Consider the following 16,882-nt stretch of genomic DNA (forward strand, 5'->3'; position numbering starts at 1 on the left):
CGCAGCTATTCGTCTGGTAGAGTTCAGTGATCGCAACGGAGTGGTCGCTGAACATGTCTTTCTTGAAACGCGTACAACACCAGAAAATTTCACGTCCCAACCAACACAGCTTCCACCCTGACCGGTGGAACGCAGCGCTGGATCCCGACGCCGCTGACGCACAGGACAAGAGCCTGCATCAAGCCGGCCTGTGGTTTTACCGCGCGTTTGGTGAATTGCGCAAACAGCTGAGTTTTGCCGCTGACCGGCAGATCCCCAAGAAGAACAAACTGTTGGCGTTCATCACCCATGCCAACCTGAACGCCATGATGTATGAGCAGGCCGCGAAGGAGATTCGCGAAAACATCGGTGACCTCGATCCGGCCGAGATCACGCGCCAGCAACTGGTGCCCAAGTTTTCCGACAACCAGGGTACAGAGCACTCGATCGATGAGGTTGCCCAGGCCGATATCGACGGGCTGCAAATGCCCATCCAGATGGTGCTGGCGGAAAAAGGCGATGCGTCAGAACCGGATATCAGCACCACGCATTTCGACCTCAAGCGTGTCGCCCACGACTATCAACTGGGTGCCTTTTACGGTGTGCTTGAAGAGCACTGGGAGGACTGCCTGTGGAACGACTACAGATTCGAGCACGGTGCCAGGATCTTGCTCACGCCAGGCAATCAGCACTTCGCCGCCTGGAAGGTCATCAGTCAATTTCGGCGCAATATTCTCGTTCATTCGAAGACAACCGCGCGGATCATGCACTTCAGCAGGCACTACACGCAAAATTCCCACACCGAACTGGGGATTGTGCGACCTGTCTGTGCGATCACCCACCGTGAGGGCGTCACTCACTACCACCTCGCCGATGACGCAGAGGTCCAGCGCTCAGCCCTGGCCACCTACCTGATCATCCATGAGGCCCTGGAACCGTACTACAACGGATATTCCGCCTTCCAGGCGCCCAAATTGGATGGAGCAACCCTCCATGACGTGGTCAGGTGCTGGGCCGTCCTGTGCAGCCTGGCAAGATGCCTGCTGGATACCCCCAAGGCGCCACCTGAAACACCGTTGGGCGACTCGTTGCTGGTGCATGTGGCTGCACCGATGGTCGATAGAACCGCGTTGCTCAATGCGGTATCCGAATCCCTGGGAGTGGACCTGGCACGTAGCCGGGCACTGATTGATTTCCTGACCTTTGATCACACCGACAAATCGGATACCGGTAAGAACGAGTTGTGGACGCAACCGTTAATCCCCTACAACGACGATAAACTGCTGGTGTTATTCACGCCGCTGCTGTGGGGCACCACCCAACGCAACGTGAATATCTGGTTGCGACAGATGGGCGCCGACCTGGCGGCGCGCGGCAACTCGTTCGAAACCCATGCGCGTCAGGTCCTGGAACGCTATGCCCAGGACTCGCGCCTGAAAAAACACATTCGAATCATGCCGCATGCCTTCACATTCAACTTACCGAAGGCCGCTACGCCCCCGTATGAGGACATCGACCTGCTGATGCTGATCGGCAGTACGCTGGTGGTCGGCGAAGTAAAATGCTTCCTGCAACCTGCCGATACGCTGAGCACCTTCAAGCATCGAGACAAGGTCATCGAGGCTTGCGCGCAACTGACACGCAAAATCGAGGGTATCCGACAACATGAAAAGTCTTTTAGAAAACAGTGCCTGAAAGCCAATTTCCCGCTGCCTGACAAGCTCTCGATCCAACCCGTGGTGCTGTTGAACGGACCGGCCCACTGCGGGATTCCCTATGACGGCGTACCGATTGTCGACACGTTGATTCTGTCGACCTTCCTGAGCGGCGTTATCCGGCAAAACATCACCGAAACCGTCGAGGGCGTGATCGCCGAAGAGCAGATTCATCTCTACACGGACCTCCCGGGCGCTGAAGCCAACCTTGCCGATTACCTGTCAGCCCCACCGCAACTGGCCTACATAAAAGCCGGGCTCACCGTGCAGGAATCCAACCGCCAACACATAGCCCAACCGCTCGAGGCCATCAGCTATCGGTATTTCGAGGTGGTCCTATAGGCCGGGGCTGCGCTCCGCCAGTTCGTCGAGCAGATCGGCCGACGGCACGAAAAACAAGCCGCCGGTGACCGCCGTGCTGAAGTCGAGCAAGCGGTCGTAGTTGCCCGCCGGGCGGCCGACGAACATGTTTTCCAGCATCTGCTCCAGTGGCTGCGGCGAGCGTGCGTAACCGATGAAGTAGGTGCCGAACTCCCCGGCGCCCGGACGGCCGAAGGGCATGTTGTCGCGCAGGATTTTCACTTCTTCGCCGTTCTCGTCGGTGATGACGGTCAGCGCGCTGTGGGAATTGCTCGGCTTGGCCGCATCGTCCAACTCGATATCCGACAACTTGGTGCGCCCGATCACCTTTTCCTGGGCTTCCACGGTCAGGCCGTTCCAGGCGGTCATGTTGTGCAGGTATTTCTGCACCAGCACGTAGCTGCCGCCTTCGAATTCGGGGTCTTCGTCGCCGACGATGGTGAAGCCCACGGCCTTGCGCCCCACCGGGTTCTCGGTGCCGTCGACAAAGCCGATGATGCTGCGCATGTCGAAGTAGCGGAAACCCTGGACTTCATCCACGACCTTGACGCTGTCACCGAGGGCCGTCATCAGTTGGGTGGCGAGTTCAAAGCACAGGTCCATCTGTTCGGCACGGATGTGCAGCAGGATGTCGCCGGGCGTCGACACTGCCATGCGCCCTGGCACCCCGAACTCGCGAAATGGATGCAGCGAGGCCGGGCGTGGCGCGCCGAACAGCCGGTCCCAAGCCTGCGAGCCGAAGCCACAGACGCACGTGAGGTTGCCCGCCGGCACGCGTTTACCCACCGAGCGCACCAGCCCGGCGATGTCCGCGCACCAGGCGCGCACGCTGTCTTCAGTGCCAGGCGCGACGGTGGCAACCATGAAAATCGCGCTGCTGGTGATGGGGTGGCAGACGGACTGAGGCTCAAGAGGCGGCTGAACAGACGAAGTCGACATAGTGGAAGTCCAGGCTAAAGGGCGAGAGTGAACCCGCGCAGATTAGCAGATCATTTCCGACACTCCTGCCACACGTCGCGAATCAATGCCTTGAGCTTCAACGCCTCGGCCCAGCGATCACTGATTTCATGCCCATCGGCGCCGGTGATGGCATAGGGCGGCGGGCCCAGTTCGCAGGTGAAGGACAGGCTTTGCGGGGTTTCGGGGCGAGCCAGCCAGTCTTCGATCCCGTAGCGCCACCACTCGGTAAAGCGTTGCACCCAGGCTTGGTGCTGGGGAAACGCCAGGGAGACTTGCACCTGTTCACTGCTGGCCACACGCCCATGAAAGCCCCAGCTGTGCTGCAGGATCGTGCGGATCTGTTCATCGTCTTCAACGGCGCCGGGCTCGGGCAATTCGCGCCCGACCACGTAGTGGGACAAGTCAGCGAGCAGTTTCAGGTCGGGCATCTGCGTCAGCAGGTCGAGGGTGAACAGCAGGTCGTTGGTGAGGCGATAGCGGTGGGTTTCCAACAGCACCGGAAAGTCCACCTGCTCGGCCAGGCGTTGCCAGCCTTCGATCAAACGCGCGGCCTCGGTTTGGGTACGTGGGCGCACATCGGCTTGCAGGGTGAGGTGGTGGCAGCCGTGGCGGCTGATCACATCCAGCGCGGTCGCCAGGTCGTCGACGCTTTGCGGGAACAACTGGCCTTCGATCTGCAGGCCCCGCGCCATGGCGGCGGCGTGCAGTCGCGCCACATCGGCGGCTTGCCAATAGTGATCGGTAATGCCGTCGAAACCGGCGGCTTTGATACGGTCGAGTTGGGCCTCCAGAGGGCCGGGCTCGGTGTGCATCGCCCACAAGGATTGGAATACCAGGAATTGGCGCATATCAGCCTCGCAGCAGGTGTTTGAGGGACACGTGGGGGTCGGCCAGGCTGGCAGGGTTCAGGGCGATGCGCGCGCTGATCAGCCGTTCGCACAGCTTGACATCCTTGGCCACGCTATTGCCGGGGCCCCAGCCGCAGGCGCCTTGCAGGCGATGGTCGGCGTCGAGGTAGAACAGCAGCAGCCCCGCGTCCGGCAATACACGGCTGACGGTCAGCGGCGTGATCACGCCCACGGTCTGCAACCCCCAGTCGTACTGGTCGGACCAGAAACCGGGGAGCGTTTCGAACGGCTCGTCGCGCCCCAGCATGTTGAGCGCGGCATGCCGCCCTTGCGCCTCGGCGTTGCGCCAGGTTTCCTGGCGTTGGTACTCGCCGCCGAGGCGAAACTCGCAAACGTCCCCTGCCGCGTAGATGTCCGGCACACCGGTGCGCAGGTGCGTGTCAACGCGAATGCCCTGCCCCACCTCCAGCCCCGCCGCCACGGCCAGCTCGATATTCGGTTGCATGCCGATGCCGACCACCACCAGGTCACAGGGCAGCCACTGCCCATCCACCAGTTGCACCGCCTCTGCATGGATCGACTCCAGCGCCACATTCAGGCGCACGTCGACGCCGTGTTGGCGATGCAGCTTCAGCAGCGCCTCGGAGATGACCGGCGCCAGCACCCTGCCCGCCAAGCGTGGCCCGGCTTCGAGCACCGTCACCTCGCAGCCCAGGCCGCGCGCCGTCGCCGCCACTTCCAGGCCGATAAACCCGCCGCCGACAATCACCAGCCGCGCTCCGGGGCGCAACGCGGATTTCAGCGCCAGCGCTTCATCGTGGGTGCGCAGGTACAGCACGTTGGCCTGTTCCTGGGGCAAACGCCGCGCCCTGCCCCCGGTGGCCAGCAACAGGCCGGCGTAGGACAGCCACTGGCCGTCGGCGAGTTGCAGGCGGTGTTGCGGCGGGTCCAATTGGCGGACCGGGTTACCGGCGATATGTTCGATGCCCAACTCGGCCAGCCGCGCGCTGTCGCACAGGCTGCACCCGGCCAGGTCCATGCTGCCCTGCAACAGCCCTTTGGACAGGGGCGGCCGCTCGTAGGGCACGTGCGGCTCGTCGCCGATCAGGATCAGGCGCCCGCTGTAGCCTTCTTCACGCAGGGTCAATGCCGCGCGGCCACCGGCATGGCCGGCGCCGACGATGATCAGGGCGGCGGTCATCATCAGGCCGTGACGGCGAGCAAAACCCGCCCCGCTTCGACCCGCACCGGGTAGGTCTTGAGGTTGACGCACACCGGCGCGCCCAAGGCCTTGCCGGAGCGGTAATCGAAGCGCCCGTTGTGCTTGGGGCATTCGACCACATGGTCCATCACCAGGCCGTCGGCGAGGTGGATTTTCTCGTGGGTGCACAGGCCGGCGGTGGCGAAAAACTCATTGTCCGCCGAGCGGAACACCGCGTAGGTGTGCGGCCCGTGATCGAAGCGCAGCACGTCTTCTGCGTCTATTTCGCCCACGGCGCAGACGTCGATCCATTGATCGTTCATGGCGTTTTCTCTTGTTATTGGAGGGTGTCAGCCGGCAGTGGCTTCTGCATGCATCGGGGCCCTGGCGGCCGGTTCAGCACTGGGGCCGATGGGACGTTGGACGAAGTAAGTCGAATCGCTGCGCTGCTTCCAGATCGTCGGGATGATTTCCTTGTACGCCTCGAACAGGTTGGCGTACGGCGGCGGGCAGTCGTTGCGGATCTCTTCGTGCAATTGCGCCAATGCGTGGTACGGCACCATCGGGTACATGTGGTGCTCAAGGTGGTAGTTCATGTTCATGTAGATAAAACGCAGCACGCGGTTCATGTAGATCGTGCGGCAGTTGCTGCGGTGGTCGAGCACGTCTTCGGCCAGGCCCACATGCTGGCTGAGGCCGAACACGTAACCGAGCCAGGCACCGTAGAGGCTCGGCAGGCCCACCAGCATCAGCGGCAGCCAACTGTGCAAGTACAACGCAGTGCCGATGACCAGCGCATAAATGCCGACCCAGATACGCGCGGCGCGGAACACCTTGGGCCACTCGGACTCCGGGATAAAGTCCTGCTCCTGGGCACTCATCTGGCCGATCGCATGGCGCGCCACACCGCTGAAGGTCTTCCAGGCCAGGGGCAGGTTGAACAGGCTGAGCACCATCATCGGCAGGCTCGGCGGACGTGGTTCGACGATCTCCGGGTCGCGGCCGACGACGATCGTGTCGGTGTGGTGCCGGGCATGGCTCCAGCGCCACACGTGGGGCTCGAAGATGCACATGAAGCTCGCGACCTGGTACAGCACGTCGTTCATCCAGCGGGTCTTGAATGCGGTGCCGTGGCCGGTTTCGTGCCAGCGCGGGTTGGACGCGGTGCCGTACAGCACGCCATAGGCGAAGAAGAACGGCACGCAGGCCCACGTGCCCCAGAACCAGTAGCCGCCGAAGCCGGTGGCGAACAGCGCGGTCACCCAAATAGCGGTATCGAGCAACGCCGGGGCGTCGCGGCGTTGCATCAGTTCTTTCATGCGTTTACGGGAAATCGGCGATTGGTACCAACTGGCCGAGACCAGGCCTTTTTCCGCCGCGCGGGCGGCTTCGGGACCGGTGAGGCTGTAGTCGCGCCGAGCGTGATGAGCGGTGTGTTCAGGCATTGTTATTGTTCTCCGCAAGCGAGAGGTTTCAGGTGCTTTGCGAAACCAACGATAGAGTGCGGCTAAATCACCCTCAAGGCCTTGAATCCATTCCCTATCAAGCTATCATCCAGGCCCAGCGGGGCTTGATAGTTTTCTATCAAGACGCTCAAGAGGGCTGTCATGAACAACAATAAACGCCCCACCATCGCCACCGTCGCCGCCCATGCGGGCCTGAGTGTGGCCACTGTCGACCGCGTGCTGAATGCGCGCGCGCCAGTCAATCCGCAGACGGCCGAGCAGGTGTTCCAGGCCGCCGAAGCCGTGGGCTATTTTGCTGCGCGGCTGATCGGCCAACGCATCCGCGAACGCCGGCCGACCTATCGCTTCGGCATTCTGCTGCTGGGTACCGCCCAAGCGTTCTATGCCCACCTGGCGCAGTCGATCAGCGAGGCGGCGCAGCATCACGCCACCACCAACCTCACCTGCCAGTTCGACTACATCAACGACCGCACACCCAGCGCCATCGTCGCGCAGATCGAACAACTGGCCGTGCAGTGCGACGCCCTCGCCGTGGTCAGCTTCGCCCACCCGCTGATCAACGCCTGCCTGGCGCAGATCCGCGCGGCCGGCGTGCCGGTGGTGGCCCTGCTCTCGGATATTCACGAGCAAGCCCTTGAACCCTACGTGGGCCAGGACAACCACGTGGTCGGCCGCACCATGGGCTGGCTGCTCGCCCGCACCTGTGGCGCACGCAAAGGCAGCGTGGGGATCCTGCTCGGCGGCCATCGCTTCCTCGGTCACCAGGCACGGGTCGAAGGCCTGCACAGCTACCTGGCCGAACACGCACCTGGGCTCAAACCGCTGGAGCCGCTGATCAACCTGGACAACTGTGACATCACCGAAGAAGCCACCCTCGACCTGCTCACCCGCCACAGCGACCTGCGCGGCCTGTGTGTGGTCGGCGGCGGCGGCGACGGCATCATCAGCGCCCTGGCGCAGCTGCCCAAGCGCCCGGCGTTGTGCTGCATCTTGCAGGAGTCCACGGCGCTGTCACGCCAGGCACTGAGCCAGGGGTTGATCGATGTGGTAATGGATTCACAGCCCAGGCAGACGGCGAACGCGCTGGTGCAGTTGCTGGTGGAATTGCAGAGTGCCGAGGGGTTTGATCCGGTGCGGCATCGGGTGCATATCGCGCCGCAGATTGTCACCTCGGAGAACATGTGAGCCTGAGACAGGGGGATCAAATGTGGGAGGGGCAAGCCCTAATGCCGTTCAGTTAAGCGTACATCGCCTTCTGTAGGAGCGAGCTTGCTCGCGAAAAACTCACAGGCGCCGCGTTGATTCAGGAAACACGCGTTATCGTTGACGTTTTTCGCGAGCAAGCAGGACGCCGGGTTAGCCGTCCTGGGCCAGGGATGGCCCATGACGGCGGCCCACGCTCCAAAGCCTGCGTTCGGGCACACCGAGCCTAGGCGAGGTGCCGAGTGTTGGGGCGAAGCGTTTTTGGTTACTTTTGGCGCTCTTCCAAAAGTGACCCGCTGTAAGAGCGGAACCCTAAGCAGCCGTTACCGCAGCAACGGATATGTACTCGCTAAAACTCCAAAAAAGCGGTCGGCCCAGAGGCCGCCACGGAACCAAGCTCCCTCACCCCCAAGAGATTTTTCAGCCTGAAAGTTGTGCAGACACCCATGCTCGGATAGCGGTATGACAGTCACAGCATCATTGACTGACCTACTGCAATCGGGGGCAAGCCCCCTCCCACATTTAATAGGTGTTGCCTGCCGGTTACTCCACCCGCAATACAATCTTGCCGATATGGTCCCCACCTTCCATCCGTGCATGGGCCTGGGCGGCGTCGGTGTATTCGTACACCTTGTCGATGATCGGCAGGCACCGCCCGGCCTCCAGCACCGGCCACACATATTCGCGCAGTTGCTGGGCGATCGCGGCTTTCTCATCCTTGGTGCGCGCGCGCAACAGCGAGCCGGTGATCACCGCGCGCTTGCCGAGAATGCTCAGCAGGTCGACATCATTGGCCTTGGCGCCGCCGAGGAAGCCCAGCATCACCAGGTGACCGTCCATGGCCAGGGCCTTGAGATTGTTGTTGAGGTACGAGCCGCCCATGATGTCGAGGATCACGTCCACGCCCTGGCCGTCGGTCTGTTGCGCGATGACCTCGGCAAAATCCTGCTCGCGATAATTGATCGGCTCGCCGCCAAGCTGGGCAATGGCCGCGCATTTGTCGGCGCTGCCGGCGGTGGCGAAGGCCTGGATACCGAACTCGCGGCAGAGCATCAAGGCGGTGGTGCCGATGCCGCTGCTGCCACCGTGGATCAACACGCGCTGGCCGGTGTGCGCGCCGCCAAGGCCGAACAGGTTGGCCCACACGGTGAAGAAGGTTTCCGGTATGGCAGCGGCTTGAATCCAGTCCATGCCGGCGGGGATCGGCAGCGCCTGGCTGGCGGGCACCGTGCAGAACTGCGCATAGCCGCCGCCGTTGGTCAGGGCGCAGACCTTATCGCCCAGGGCGTATTCGGTCACGCCGTCGCCCAGCGCGGCGACTTCCCCTGCCACTTCCAGGCCAGGCAGCGGGTTCATGCCAGGTTTCATCGGGTACTTGCCGGCGCGTTGCAGGGCGTCGGGGCGGTTGACCCCGGCCGCATGCACGCGAATCAGGATCTCGCCGGGGCCCGCCACCGGTACATCTGCGCGGCGCGGCTGCAGCACCTCGGGGCCACCGGGGGTGGTGATTTCGATCAGGGTCATTTCTTTCGGGAGCGTCATTTCAGATTACCTGCAGCGATGAGCGTATGGGGTGGGACCGCGGCGGACGGTCGGCGGTTCAGCAGGCGCATGCCCAGTTCGAGTGCCAGGGCAACCACTATCGCCCCGGCGGCGATCATGAACAACCACCCATGCTGGCCACCGCTGAAGTTGAACAGGGCGGAATAGGCAAACCCCGAGAGCGCCTGGAAAGTGGCAAAGGAGACCGTGGCACGGCTCCACGCGACCTGCTGCTGATGATGGCTGGGGATCAGTTCATGCACCCGTGCCAGCGCCAACGGCACAATGCCCGGCGGGAAAGAACCGAGGAGCACCGCGAGTACCGCCAGGGCCGTCAACGAGCCGGCAAACGGCAACGACCCGACCGCTATCGCCTGCACCACCAGCACCACGCGAATGCTCAAGCGCGCGCCCAGTTTGTCTGCGAGGAACCCGTAAGTGACCGGCCCCACAATCGAACCCAGGCCGTACATCACCCAGATCATCGCGCCGATATGCGCCCCGGCCCCCAGGCCACGGGCCACGTAATCCACCAGGAACACCATCGCCGGTACCAGCCCTGCGGCCATAAAGGCGTACTGGGCGAACAGCAGGTACACCCCGGATGGCGTCGCGACGGCCGGGCCGGAGGGCCGCGCATCTTCATGCAGCGTGCCCGAAGGCCAGGCGAACCAGCTGGCGGCGGTCAGCACCACGGCCAACAGGCCCAGGCCGAACCAGGTCTGCTGCAAGCCCAGGCTCAGCAGCGGGGGGACTATCGTGCCGGAGCCGGCGATGCCCAGGCCAATGCCGAGGAAGATCGCCCCACTGGCCAGGCCCCGACGTGCGGCCGGTACATGGGGCAACACGGTCGCGGCCACCAGCACCATGATCGCGCCACCGGCAATCCCCGACAGCAGGCGCCAGGCGAAGAACCACACTACCGACAGCGGGAAGCCACAGGCAAAGAACGCGAGGGTCACCGCCAGCATCATGAGGCGCAGCGCGGTCCTGTTCGAGGTGCGCTGGGCGATAGGCCGGCCGATCAGCGCGCCGATCAGGTAACCCACCAGGTTGGCGGCGCCGAGGTACACCACATCATTAGCGCTGAACCAGTGGGCCTGGATCAGCGATGGAATCAACGGCGTGTAGGCGAAGCGCGCCAGGCCGATGCTGACCAGGCTGGCACACAGGCCGGCGAAAATCGGCAGCCACAAGGCCGTGCGAGAGGGGGGATGAGTGTCGGGCATGACGGTGGTCCTGGGTATTTTCTCTGGCGCCCAGCATATCCAGGTTTTTCGATGCAATAATGCAGCGATTACGCGTCATGGCGATGCAGATATGCAGCACAAGGAGGCAGCATGAATTGGGATGACGCACGGGTGTTCCTGGCGGTGTGCCGCGAGTCGACATTACGCGGTGCCGCGCGGGTGCTTGGGGTCGACCAGGCCACGGTCGGGCGGCGGGTCAACGCCCTGGAAAAGGCCTTGGGCGCGACGTTGTTCCTGCGCACCTCCGAGGGCTATGCATTGACCGCCGTTGGCGAGGCCGCCTTGCTCTCGGTGGAAAAAATGGAACGCTCGGCCCTGGATCTCCAGCGCCAGATCCAAGGCCTGGACGACCGCCTGACCGGCATTGTGCGGGTCAGCAGCACCGACTCCCTGGCCATCGACTTCCTGATCCCGGCGATCGCCCGGCTGCACCATCAGCACCCCGACGTGCGTGTGCAACTGGACGCTTCCACCCAGTTCCTCAGCCTGGCCAAGCGTGAAACCGACATCGCTGTGCGCAACATCCGCCCGGACAGCCCCGACCTGATCGCCCGGCGTATCGCGCGTTGGCCGGTGGGCCTGTTCGCTTCACAGGCGTATGTCGACCGCCACGGTGTGCCGGAGCCGGGCAGTCTGTTCGAAGGCCATGACCTGGTGGTCTACCAGCCGTACCTGCAAACCCAGAAGGACATGAGCCTGGTGTCCGAACCCTTGGGCCGTGGGCGCATTGTGGCCGCGTTGAGTTCCAGCCTGCTGGTACGCCGCTCGATTGCCGCCGGCATCGGTATCGGTGAAATCCCGGTGCCGACCGGCCAGATGGACGGCCTGGTGCGTGTGTGGCCGGAGCGTACGCGGCCCTTGCCGTATGACGTGTGGCTGGTGACCCATGCCGACTTGCGCCACACCGCGCGGGTACGGGCGGTGATCGACGAGATCGTCGCCGGGTTTTCCGGCACCGGGGAGTAAGGTCAGCACACGGTTGCAAGCGTGCGCAGCGCTCTGCGGACACAATCGACGTCGATAACGTGTCAACCCACCGGAGCGCATATGAACGAATCAAGACACCAGGACATCGGGCTGTTATTTCTGCGGGTCAGCGGGGCGCTGTTCCTGCTGTGGGTGCATGGCCTGCCCAAATTGCTCAACTACAGCGAGCAGTTGAAGCTGATCGAAGACCCGTTTCACCTCGGCGCCCATGTCACCCTGCTGCTGGCGATATTCGCCGAAGTGCTGTGCCCGCTGCTGATTATCGCCGGGGTGCTGGTGCGCCTGGCGTGCCTGCCGATCCTGGCGGTGCTGTTGATTGCGATGGTGGTGGTGCATCCGGAGTGGACGTTGCTGGAAGGGCAATTCGGCTGGCTGCTGTTGATCATTTTCACCAGCATCCTGATTGCCGGGCCAGGTCGCCTGGCGCTGGAAAAAAAGGCCGGTTAAACCCTGCCCTTGTAGGAGCGAGCTTGCTCGCGAAGAACCCAAGAGCGACGCGTTAAATCTGATTGACTGCGTCATCGTTGACGATCTTCGCGAGCAAGCTTGCTCCTACAGGGCACTAGCGTTCCGGCCAAAGGAGCGGGGTGTTTCAGCGATTGAGGAACGCCAGCAGGTCCTCGTTCAAGGCTTGGGTGTGGGTCACGGCAAACCCGTGTGGCGCATCCTTGTACACCTTCAACTTGGCACCCTTGATCATCTCGGCCGCCACCTTGCCGGTGGTCTCGAACGGCACGATCTGGTCGCCGTCACCGTGGATCACCAGGGTCGGTACGTCGATCTTGGCCATGTCCGGGCGGAAGTCGGTCTCGGAGAATGCACTGACGCAATCCACGGTCGACTTGAGGGACGCCAGCATGGCGATCTGCAGGGTCTGGGCCAGCGTACCTTCGGAAACGGTCTGGCCCTTGTTGATGCCGAAGAACGGCGTGTTGAAGTCCGCGATGAACTGCGCACGGTCTTTGAGCAACCCGGCCTTGATACCGTCGAACACTTCGCTCGGCACGCCTTGTGGGTAATCCGCCTGCTGGCCGAAGATCGGCGTCACGGCGCCCAACAGCACCAGGCCGGCCACCCGTGCACTGCCGTGGCGGGCGATGTAGCGGGCCACGTCACCGCCGCCCATGGAGAAGCCCACCAGGGTCACGTCCTTGAGGTCCAGGTGTTCGATCAACTGCGCGATGTCGTCAGCGAAGGTGTTGTAGTCGTTACCGGTCCACGGCTGGTCAGAGCGCCCGAAGCCACGGCGGTCAAATGCGATAGTGCGAAAACCACGGCTGCTCAGGTATTCCATCTGGTATTCCCACATGTCGGCATCCAGCGGCCAGCCGTGGCTGAACAGCACCGGTTTACCGCTGCCCCAGTCCTTGAAATAGATCTGGGTACCGTCTTTGGCTACGAATGTGCTCATGGAAAAACTCCTTGGTTGAGGGACTGGACATCAGCCTCACTATTGCCCGAAACCGGGCCAGGGGCTTGTACGGGTGTGCTTGCCTGGGGTCACCAACTGAACTTGAGCTCGACCCCCAGGTAGTTGCTGTCATCGCCGCCGGCGTCGCGCAACGTGCGGCCGACCGCGTAATGCACCGCTTCAACCGCACCGGTGAGGTTCGGCGTAAACACGTAGTCGGTGCGCAATTGACCGTAGGCACCGGTCCAGCGTCCACCCTGGCCTGCGGTGCCGGCGACTGGCAGGTTCGGTTGCGTGTACACCGCATCGCTGGTGGTCTGGCGCCACAGCAGGCCGACGGCGGTCTGCACGCTGAGCTTGTCGATGGGCTTGACGGTGATCGACGGTTTGACGTGAATCAGGTTGCTGTAGCCCGTATAGCCGGCCAGGGAAAAATAGTAGCCGTTGGGGAACAGCGGGTTGAACGTGCCGACTGTACCGTCACCGGTCTTACGGTCGCCCGAGGCGATGTCCAGTTGCAGGCCGATGCGCGGTTTCCACGTCACGCTGTCGAAGGTGTATCCCGTGCGGCTGCCGCCGGCCCAGGCGCGAATATCCTTGTTGCCCACCGAGCCGCTTTGCAGCATGGCTTCAATGTCCCAGTCGAACCCCTGGGCCGTGCCGCCCAGGCGTGCATCCAGCAGGTGGCGGGTTTCATCGCCGTCCGCATCCAGATAGTGCGCAGCGCTGCGCTCGTACACGCCGTAGTAGGCCGACAGCTCATTCTTGCCGCCCACCAGCCGCTCGACCCGCAGCATGTGGAAGCGCGCGTCACTGTTGGATTTGTCGTCGAAGTGCCGCTCGTCCTGATACTGCACCGGCTGGCTGGCAATCCCGATAAAGCGCCAGTTGGACGTTTCCCAATCGGCCCACAATGCATCGAAGGATTGCCGCACGTTCGGGCCGTCCCGCGATGAGATGAAACGCTGCAAGTCGAAGGCAAAGTCCTGGCGCCCGACACGCGCCTTGAGCGTGCCGCTGCTGAAGGCGTTGACGTATTCGGCAAAGGCCAGGCGCAAATCGACGCGGTTCTGGTCGGCGCCGCCGACCGTGGTCTTGTCGTAGGCGCGTGCATCTTCCAGTTGGGTGAAGAGCCGCCAGTTTTCGTTCAAGTGCAGGTCGGCGTGCACCTGGAAGCGCTGGATCAGGTAGCTGTCACGCTTGACGCCCTTCACCCCAAAACCATTGGCATCGTTCATCTCGAAGCGCTCGCGCAACGTCGCCCCCAATGACAAATAGGTGAACGGGTTGGCGCTGGACAGCGGGATGTACTTCAAGCTGTCCAGCGGTTGGGTGCGCAGCGCCGGGTCTTGGAGCACCGACCAGTCTTCCTGCCAGCGGTTGGTCTTGATGGCCGGTCGTGTCGGTTGATCGTCGGCGTGGGCGCTGCCGATCAGCAGCGGCCACAGCACGGCCAGGCCCCAGCCTGTGCGGCCAATCATTTTGCAGCGAGGAGCTGGTGAATTTCCGCGACGTAGCCGCCGGGGAATTCAACCACGGCGCTGCGGCGGCCCTTGCTGTCAAAGGCCGGCACCAGGACCTTGGCGCCGGAACCGGTGGCCTTGCCCAGGGTAGCCGTCAGGTCAGGCACTTGATAACCGGTGGTCTCATGGCCGAAGGGGTAGGGCAGTTGGCCGTTGGTGACCAGCACCGCCATGCGTCCGAACGGTGACTCGATATCGACGCGGCGGTACGTGCCAGTGGCCTGGCCCACATCGGCGCCGGGCGCATGCTTGTCATCGGCCAGCACCTTGCCGTGGGAGAAGCCCAGGAACGATTTGATAAAGGCATCGGCGCGCTCGGTGGACAGGTACACGCGGTTTTCCGGCACGGTCTGGAACGCCGCGTAGGCCGGGGTCTTGGTGTGCCAGTAGAGCTGCATGTTCACGCCACCCGGCCATTGCACCACGGCGTCACGCCCGATCGGGTCCGGGAAGTCGCTGACGATAACGGCAGCGCCGTTTTCCCGCGCGGCTTTGAGTGCAACGTCCATGTCCTTGACCAGGTAGCCGTTGCGTTCCTGGCCAAAAGGGTGCGGGATAGGCGTGGTGAAACCGAACAGCGACACCGTGCCCGCCGGCGTCTGCAGCAGTTGCGAGGTGGTACTGCTCGGCACCGGCAGCACGTTCACCACTACCTGGGGCGTGCTTTTGCCGCCGAAGGTGGCGAGGAAACTCTGGGTGAAACGGTCCACATCCGCCGGGGCCACATAGACGTGGCTGGTGTCGTATTGTGGCGCCACGGCCACGCTCGGGGTTGCCGCGAAGGCATTGCCCATCATTGCGCCCGCCAGCAGCGTCAATGCCAAAGATACCTTGATTGCTTTGCTACGCATGCCCATTCTCCAGCACTTCTACGCGATTGAAAGCCGTGAGGTTAGGCGCAGGGACGCGATGGAAATTGTACAGACGTGCTCGGTTGAACGGTTCAGCGTCTATGCTGGTCCACTGACCTCTACCGTCAGATCACACAGGTGAACGAAATGGCCAAGACATACAGTTACGCCGCCCAGAACGCCAAGGATGCCCTCAAGCCCTTTACTTTCGAGCGCCGCGCGCCGGGGGCGGATGACGTACAGATCGACATTCTCTACTGCGGCGTGTGCCACTCCGACCTGCACACCGTGCGCAACGAGTGGAACAACACCCTTTACCCTTCGGTGCCCGGCCATGAAATCGTCGGCCGCGTGACGGCGGTGGGTGGCAATGTGAGCAAGTTCAAGGTCGGCGACCTCGCCGGTGTCGGCTGCATGGTCGACAGCTGCCAGCACTGCGCCTCTTGCGCCGAGGGCGAGGAGCAATATTGCGAGAACGGTTTTACCGGCACCTACAACGGCCCGGTGTTTGGCGGGGAGAACACCTTCGGGGGCTACTCGGACAATATCGTGGTCAAGGAGAAGTTCGTGCTGCGTATCTCCCACGATGACACTAATCTGGCGGCCGTGGCGCCGCTGCTGTGCGCCGGCATCACCACCTATTCGCCGCTGCATCACTGGAAGGTCGGTCCCGGCAAGAAAGTCGGCGTGGTCGGCCTCGGGGGCCTGGGGCATATGGCGGTGAAGATTGCCCACGCCATGGGCGCCCATGTCACCGTGTTCACCACCTCGCCGAACAAGCGCGAAGACGGCCTGCGCCTCGGTGCCGATCAGGTGGTGGTGTCGAAGAACCCGGACGAAATGGCCAAGGTCGCCAACAGCCTGGACTTCATCCTCAACACCGTCGCCGCGCCGCACAACCTCGACGCCTTCCTCAACCTGCTCAAGCGCGACGGCACCATGACCCTGGTCGGCGCCCCCGACAGCCCGCACCCGTCGCCTACGGTGTTCAACCTGATCTTCAAGCGCCGCAGCCTGGCCGGTTCGTTGATCGGCGGCATCCAGGAAACCCAGGACATGCTGGATTTCTGCGCCAGGCACGAGATTGTCTCGGACATCGAGATGATCGATATCCAGGGCATCAACGAGGCGTATGAGCGCATGCTCAAGGGCGATGTGAAGTATCGGTTCGTGATCGATATGGACAGCTTGAAAAAGGAAAGCCACGCGGCCTGAAACCCGATCTCCAAACCACTGTAGAGCCTTTTTGGGAGGGGGCTTGCCCCCGATGAGCATGGGTATCTACACAATTTCCAGTGGTCTGTGGCGAGGGAGCTTGTTTCCGTGGCGGCCTTCGGGCCGACCATGTGGTTGGATTTGACCGAGTACATATCCGTTGCTGCGGTAACGGCTGCCTATGGTTCCGCTCTTACAGCGGGTCACTTTTGGAAGAGCGCCAAAAGTAACCAAAAACGCTTCGCCCCAACACTCGGCACCTCGCCTAGGCTCGGTGTGCCCGAACGCAGGCTTTGGAGCGTGGGCCGCCGTCATGGGCCATCCCTGGCCCAGGACGGCTAACCCGGCGTCCTGGTTAGCCGTCCTGGGCC

General features: G+C 62.8%; 15 protein-coding genes. 5 read left to right on the forward strand and 10 right to left on the reverse strand.

Annotation, left to right across the window (positions count from 1 at the left end; genetic code table 11):
• Positions 1 to 53 precede the first annotated feature (53 nt).
• Positions 54 to 2,036 carry a hypothetical protein gene (locus A7317_RS10565; RefSeq protein WP_069075746.1) on the forward strand — a complete coding sequence of 661 codons (1,983 nt, stop codon included), beginning with the start codon at positions 54 to 56 and terminating at the stop codon, positions 2,034 to 2,036.
• Here the strand turns inward: A7317_RS10565 and A7317_RS10570 are convergent.
• Genes A7317_RS10570 through A7317_RS10590 form a run of 5 tightly spaced genes read right to left on the reverse strand, consistent with a single transcriptional unit; the run spans position 2,031 to position 6,508 of the window.
• Positions 2,031 to 2,993: a Dyp-type peroxidase gene (locus tag A7317_RS10570; protein ID WP_069075747.1), complete on the reverse strand. Its 963-nt coding sequence runs from the start codon at positions 2,991 to 2,993 to the stop codon at positions 2,031 to 2,033. The two genes, A7317_RS10565 and A7317_RS10570, sit on opposite strands and share 6 nt — an antisense overlap.
• 50 nt (positions 2,994 to 3,043) lie before the next feature.
• Complete coding sequence (locus A7317_RS10575) at positions 3,044 to 3,862, reverse strand: sugar phosphate isomerase/epimerase family protein (RefSeq protein WP_069075748.1); 819 nt, start codon at positions 3,860 to 3,862, stop codon at positions 3,044 to 3,046.
• 1 nt (position 3,863) lies between these two features.
• Complete coding sequence (locus A7317_RS10580) at positions 3,864 to 5,063, reverse strand: NAD(P)/FAD-dependent oxidoreductase (RefSeq protein ID WP_069075749.1); 1,200 nt, start codon at positions 5,061 to 5,063, stop codon at positions 3,864 to 3,866.
• A 2-nt stretch (positions 5,064 to 5,065) separates the two neighbouring features.
• Positions 5,066 to 5,386 carry a MocE family 2Fe-2S type ferredoxin gene (locus tag A7317_RS10585; protein ID WP_024074781.1) on the reverse strand — a complete coding sequence of 107 codons (321 nt, stop codon included), beginning with the start codon at positions 5,384 to 5,386 and terminating at the stop codon, positions 5,066 to 5,068.
• 27 nt (positions 5,387 to 5,413) lie between these two features.
• A complete protein-coding gene (locus A7317_RS10590; protein WP_069075750.1) occupies positions 5,414 to 6,508 on the reverse strand; it encodes a fatty acid desaturase family protein in 1,095 nt (364 codons plus the stop codon).
• 162 nt (positions 6,509 to 6,670) lie between these two features.
• On the opposite strand from A7317_RS10590, the gene A7317_RS10595 reads away from it, so the two are divergent.
• On the forward strand, positions 6,671 to 7,714 hold the full coding sequence (locus A7317_RS10595) for a LacI family DNA-binding transcriptional regulator (protein WP_069075751.1): 1,044 nt from the start codon (positions 6,671 to 6,673) through the stop codon (positions 7,712 to 7,714).
• A 561-nt stretch (positions 7,715 to 8,275) separates the two neighbouring features.
• On the opposite strand, the gene A7317_RS10600 is transcribed toward A7317_RS10595, so the two are convergent.
• Both A7317_RS10600 and A7317_RS10605 read right to left on the reverse strand, forming a co-directional pair.
• The gene (locus A7317_RS10600; protein ID WP_069075752.1) at positions 8,276 to 9,274 is read right to left on the reverse strand and encodes an NAD(P)H-quinone oxidoreductase; all 999 of its coding nucleotides are present in this window, start codon (positions 9,272 to 9,274) and stop codon (positions 8,276 to 8,278) included.
• Positions 9,271 to 10,503, reverse strand: coding sequence for a YbfB/YjiJ family MFS transporter (locus tag A7317_RS10605; RefSeq protein WP_069075753.1), 1,233 nt, complete (start codon positions 10,501 to 10,503; stop codon positions 9,271 to 9,273). Before A7317_RS10605 ends, A7317_RS10600 begins: the two co-directional genes overlap by 4 nt.
• A gap of 111 nt (positions 10,504 to 10,614) precedes the next feature.
• Between A7317_RS10605 and A7317_RS10610 the strand changes: the two genes are divergently transcribed.
• On the forward strand, positions 10,615 to 11,490 hold the full coding sequence (locus tag A7317_RS10610) for a LysR family transcriptional regulator (RefSeq protein WP_069075754.1): 876 nt from the start codon (positions 10,615 to 10,617) through the stop codon (positions 11,488 to 11,490).
• Positions 11,491 to 11,571: 81 nt separating this feature from the next.
• On the forward strand, positions 11,572 to 11,958 hold the full coding sequence (locus tag A7317_RS10615) for a DoxX family protein (protein WP_024074795.1): 387 nt from the start codon (positions 11,572 to 11,574) through the stop codon (positions 11,956 to 11,958).
• Positions 11,959 to 12,103: 145 nt separating this feature from the next.
• Here A7317_RS10615 and A7317_RS10620 read toward each other — a convergent pair whose 3' ends face one another.
• The 3 genes from A7317_RS10620 to A7317_RS10630 form a co-directional block, all read right to left on the reverse strand.
• Positions 12,104 to 12,922 carry an alpha/beta fold hydrolase gene (locus tag A7317_RS10620; RefSeq protein ID WP_024074796.1) on the reverse strand — a complete coding sequence of 273 codons (819 nt, stop codon included), beginning with the start codon at positions 12,920 to 12,922 and terminating at the stop codon, positions 12,104 to 12,106.
• Between the two features lie 89 nt (positions 12,923 to 13,011).
• A complete protein-coding gene (locus A7317_RS10625; protein WP_069075755.1) occupies positions 13,012 to 14,403 on the reverse strand; it encodes an alginate export family protein in 1,392 nt (463 codons plus the stop codon).
• Positions 14,400 to 15,296 (reverse strand): VOC family protein, encoded by an 897-nt coding sequence (locus A7317_RS10630; RefSeq protein ID WP_041160903.1) that lies wholly within the window; start codon positions 15,294 to 15,296, stop codon positions 14,400 to 14,402. The genes A7317_RS10625 and A7317_RS10630 overlap by 4 nt, the downstream gene beginning before the upstream one ends.
• Before the next feature lie 147 nt (positions 15,297 to 15,443).
• On the opposite strand from A7317_RS10630, the gene A7317_RS10635 reads away from it, so the two are divergent.
• Entirely contained in the window at positions 15,444 to 16,511 is a 1,068-nt protein-coding gene (locus A7317_RS10635) for an NAD(P)-dependent alcohol dehydrogenase (protein ID WP_069075756.1), read from the forward strand.
• The last annotated feature ends 371 nt before the right edge of the window (positions 16,512 to 16,882 follow it).

It is taken from the genome of Pseudomonas fluorescens (genome assembly GCF_001708445.1).
GTDB lineage: Bacteria > Pseudomonadota > Gammaproteobacteria > Pseudomonadales > Pseudomonadaceae > Aquipseudomonas > Aquipseudomonas gorinensis.